This window comes from Streptomyces sp. NPDC054956 (assembly GCF_053609185.1).
In genome coordinates this window covers 1-3,231 of the sequence record NZ_JBSGXB010000514.1, presented here as the reverse complement: position 1 = coordinate 3,231, position 3,231 = coordinate 1, and the positions used below count along the sequence as shown (strand labels likewise).

Below are 3,231 nucleotides of genomic sequence, written 5' to 3'. Positions count from 1 at the left end.
CCTCCGGGGACTCCCCTTCCGGAATCGTTCCTTCGCCGTGGCCCCCGGGCCGATCGGCCGATGTCATGCGGCCCTCCCTCGACTGACAGTGGTCTGTCCGCCGGTCTTCCACCGGCCGCCGCCGGGTCGAAGGTCCCGGGTTCGGTGGCGGAAGTCCGTCGTACGTACCGCTGTTACACAACCTCCCGACGCCCGTGACGGGCGCCGTCTACCGTCAGTCTGCCTCCTCCCCCTCCGCCCCCTCCCACCACCCGAGGGTTCCGCCTCCATGACTCGACCGACCCGCCGCCGCCCCGCCGCAGCCGCCGCACTGCTGTGTGCCGGACTCGCCGGCTGCGCCGCACCCGGCGGCCTCGACCGGGGCGAGCCCGCACCTCCCGTCTCGGCCCAGCCGCGGCCGAAGCCGCTGTGGCCGCTGTGGGCCGACGACTCCGCGAACGCGGGCGCCGCCGCGGTGGCCAGCAGGATGCCGCCGCCGGAGCCGCTCAAGGACGGACCCGCCGTGGGGCCGGAGGGGATCGAGAAGGTCGACGTGACGGCCGTCCTGCGCGCGGACAAGCAGATGAGGCAGTTCGCCCGCTCGGAGCGGATCGACGGCCCCGGGAAGGCCGGAATCCGGCCGCCGCGGTTCGCGGACCTGACCGGCGACGGGAAACCCGAGCTGATCGTCGCCGCCGACACCCCGACCCGGCGCTCCATGCTGAGCGTCTACACCGTGGCCGGCGGGAAGATCGTCCCGATCCTGTTCACGACCGGCCGCCGGATGAGTCCCGAGGTCGTCGGCAACGACCTGCTGGTCCGCACCGCCGACGAGGACGGGTCCGCGCACGCCGTCCGCTACCACTGGGACGGCCAGCGGCTGACCGTGCTCAGCGACGAGCGGCAGTTCGGCAACACCATCTCCGGCGCGCAGCCCGGACAGTGCCCGGCCCCCCGGTCGTCCGATTCCCCGCCCCCCGCCGCGCAGGGCCAGGACGCCCGGTGAGAAGCGCCCTGCTCCGCTGCCGCCGGCTCCTGCACGCCCTGGGCCTGCGCTGGAAGATCTCCGTGCTGCTCGCCGTCGGCTGCTCGCTCGTCGCCCTCACCATCGGCGTGCTGATCCACGAGGCCCGGGTCCGCCAGGTGGCCGACGCGGCGCGCGAGAGCGCCGTCGCGCAGCTCATCCGCGTGCGCCAGGTGTACGAGCTCACGGGCCGGCTCGACTTCGACAAGGTCGGCGAGGCCGACGCGCGCATCGACTGCCCCAGCCTGCCGGAGCCGCTGCGCCAGGCCGCCCTCGGCGGGCAGCGCACCACCTACCTCGACCTGGACGGGCCCCGCCCGGCCGTGTGGGCCGCCCGGCCGGTCGGCAGCGACCAAGTGCTCTCCGTACGGCAGTCGCTCGCCGCCGACCAGGCGGAACTGCGGGAACTCGACCACCAGTTGATCGCCTTCGGCGTGGTGGTCGTCAGCCTCGCGGCGATCGGCGGGGCGGCGCTGGCCAGCCGGCTGAGCAAGGACCTGCGGACGGCGGCGGAGACGGCCCGGCGGATCAGCGCGGGCGAACTCGACGCGCGGATCGGCCCGACGGGCCTGCCGGGGACCCGCAACGAGGTGTCCGAGCTGTCCTCCGCGGTCGACACCATGGCCGCGAGCCTGCAGCGGCGACTGGTGGCGGAGCAGCGGTTCACGGCCGACGTGGCGCACGAGCTGCGGACCCCGCTGACCGGCCTGCACACGGCCGCCGAACTGCTGCCTCCGGGACGGCCCACGGAGCTGGTCCGCGACCGGGTCTCGGCCCTGCGCACCCTGACCGAGGACCTCCTGGAGGTGGCGCGGCTGGACGCGGACCGGGAGGTCGCGCAGCTGGACCGGCACGCCCTGGGACCGCTGGTGGAGTCGATCACCCGGCGTTCGGGGGTCGAGGCGCGGGTGCTGGGCGCGGACGGCCCCGCGTGCGTGCGCACGGACGTACGGCGCCTCGAGCGGATCCTGACGAACCTGCTGGTCAACGCCCGCAGGCACGGCGAGGCCCCGATCACCGTGACGGTGGCCGGGAACAAGGTCACGGTCCGCGACCGGGGCCCGGGCTTCCCGCGGACCCTGCTGCGCGAGGGCCCCCAGCGGTTCCTGACGGGCGCGACCGAACGCGGCCAGGGCACGGGCCTCGGCCTGACCATCGCCCTGGGCCAGGCCCAGGTGATCGGTGCGAAGGTCACCCTCTCCAACACCACCCCGGGCGCAACGGCCACGATCACCCTGCCCCCGGCCGACCCTTTCCCCAGCCCCGCCGGCATGTGAGCCGCGGGCCCCCTCCGGCCCCGCCGGGCCCCTCCCCGCCCCAGCACCGTCACCCGGACGGGGTGGGGCCCCACGGATGGCCCCTCACAGCCCCCGACCTGCGGAAACGGTGCCCGCACACGCACTCCGCCCCCGATCTGACACCACATCAGCAGGCGCGCATCCGCCACCCCCGGTTACCTCGGAAACACGACCCCGTGTCCACAGGAGACCCCCCATGCGCCGTCGCACCGCCCACGCGCTCACCGCCACCGCGCTGACCGCCGTCGCGTTCACCGGCCCGGTGGCCGGCGCGGTGGCCGCCGCGGACCTGGGCATGGCGAGCTTCGCGGCCGGGGACTTCGCTCCGCTGGAGGTCTGGCCCAAGTCCGCCGCCCCCGGCACCACCATCACGGTGAACACCAGCGCCTGCGGCCGCGGAAGCCACGCCGAGGGCGATGCCACCACCGTCGGAGGCGGCCGCTTCAAGCTGACCCCGGGGACCCACAAGGAGGTGGTCGTGGGGCAGTTCCAGGTCGCCCGCGCCACCCACCCCGGCACCTACGGCATCGGCGCCACCTGCGCGAACGGCAAGTTCGCCACCGGCGACCTGATCGTCACCGAGCACGACCGCGGCCCCCAGGGCCACGTGCGCACCGGGGTGGGCGGTGGCACGACCACCACCGCCGACCCCGCCAAGATCACGGCGGGAGCGGCAGTGCTGGCCGCGGCCGCCGTCGGCGGTACCTGGCTCCTGCGTCGCCGGGCGAGCGGCACGCGGAGCTGACGGACGCCCACCGCGGCTCCGGCCGCGGTCCGACCGGTACCGTCCCCCGTCGCCCGCCCCGCGAGGTCCCCCCCCATAGCGGGGGCGGGCGACCGCCCGGAACCACACACATAACGAACGCGCGACGGGAAAGGGGCCCCCGATGGACGCAAAACCAACCCCCTACCGCCGGCAACTGGCAAACA

Annotated in this window: 3 protein-coding genes; all 3 read left to right on the top strand. The window is 75.2% G+C overall.

The window, feature by feature from the left end; translation table 11 throughout:
* The first annotated feature begins 268 nt into the window (after positions 1-268).
* The gene (locus ACWGDE_RS37580) at positions 269-985 is read left to right on the top strand and encodes an FG-GAP repeat domain-containing protein (RefSeq protein WP_453393571.1); all 717 of its coding nucleotides are present in this window, start codon (positions 269-271) and stop codon (positions 983-985) included.
* The gene (locus tag ACWGDE_RS37575) at positions 982-2,280 is read left to right on the top strand and encodes an ATP-binding protein (protein ID WP_453393570.1); all 1,299 of its coding nucleotides are present in this window, start codon (positions 982-984) and stop codon (positions 2,278-2,280) included. Before ACWGDE_RS37580 ends, ACWGDE_RS37575 begins: the two co-directional genes overlap by 4 nt.
* A 217-nt stretch (positions 2,281-2,497) precedes the next feature.
* Entirely contained in the window at positions 2,498-3,046 is a 549-nt protein-coding gene (locus ACWGDE_RS37570; RefSeq protein WP_453393569.1) for a hypothetical protein, read from the top strand.
* The last annotated feature ends 185 nt before the right edge of the window (positions 3,047-3,231 follow it).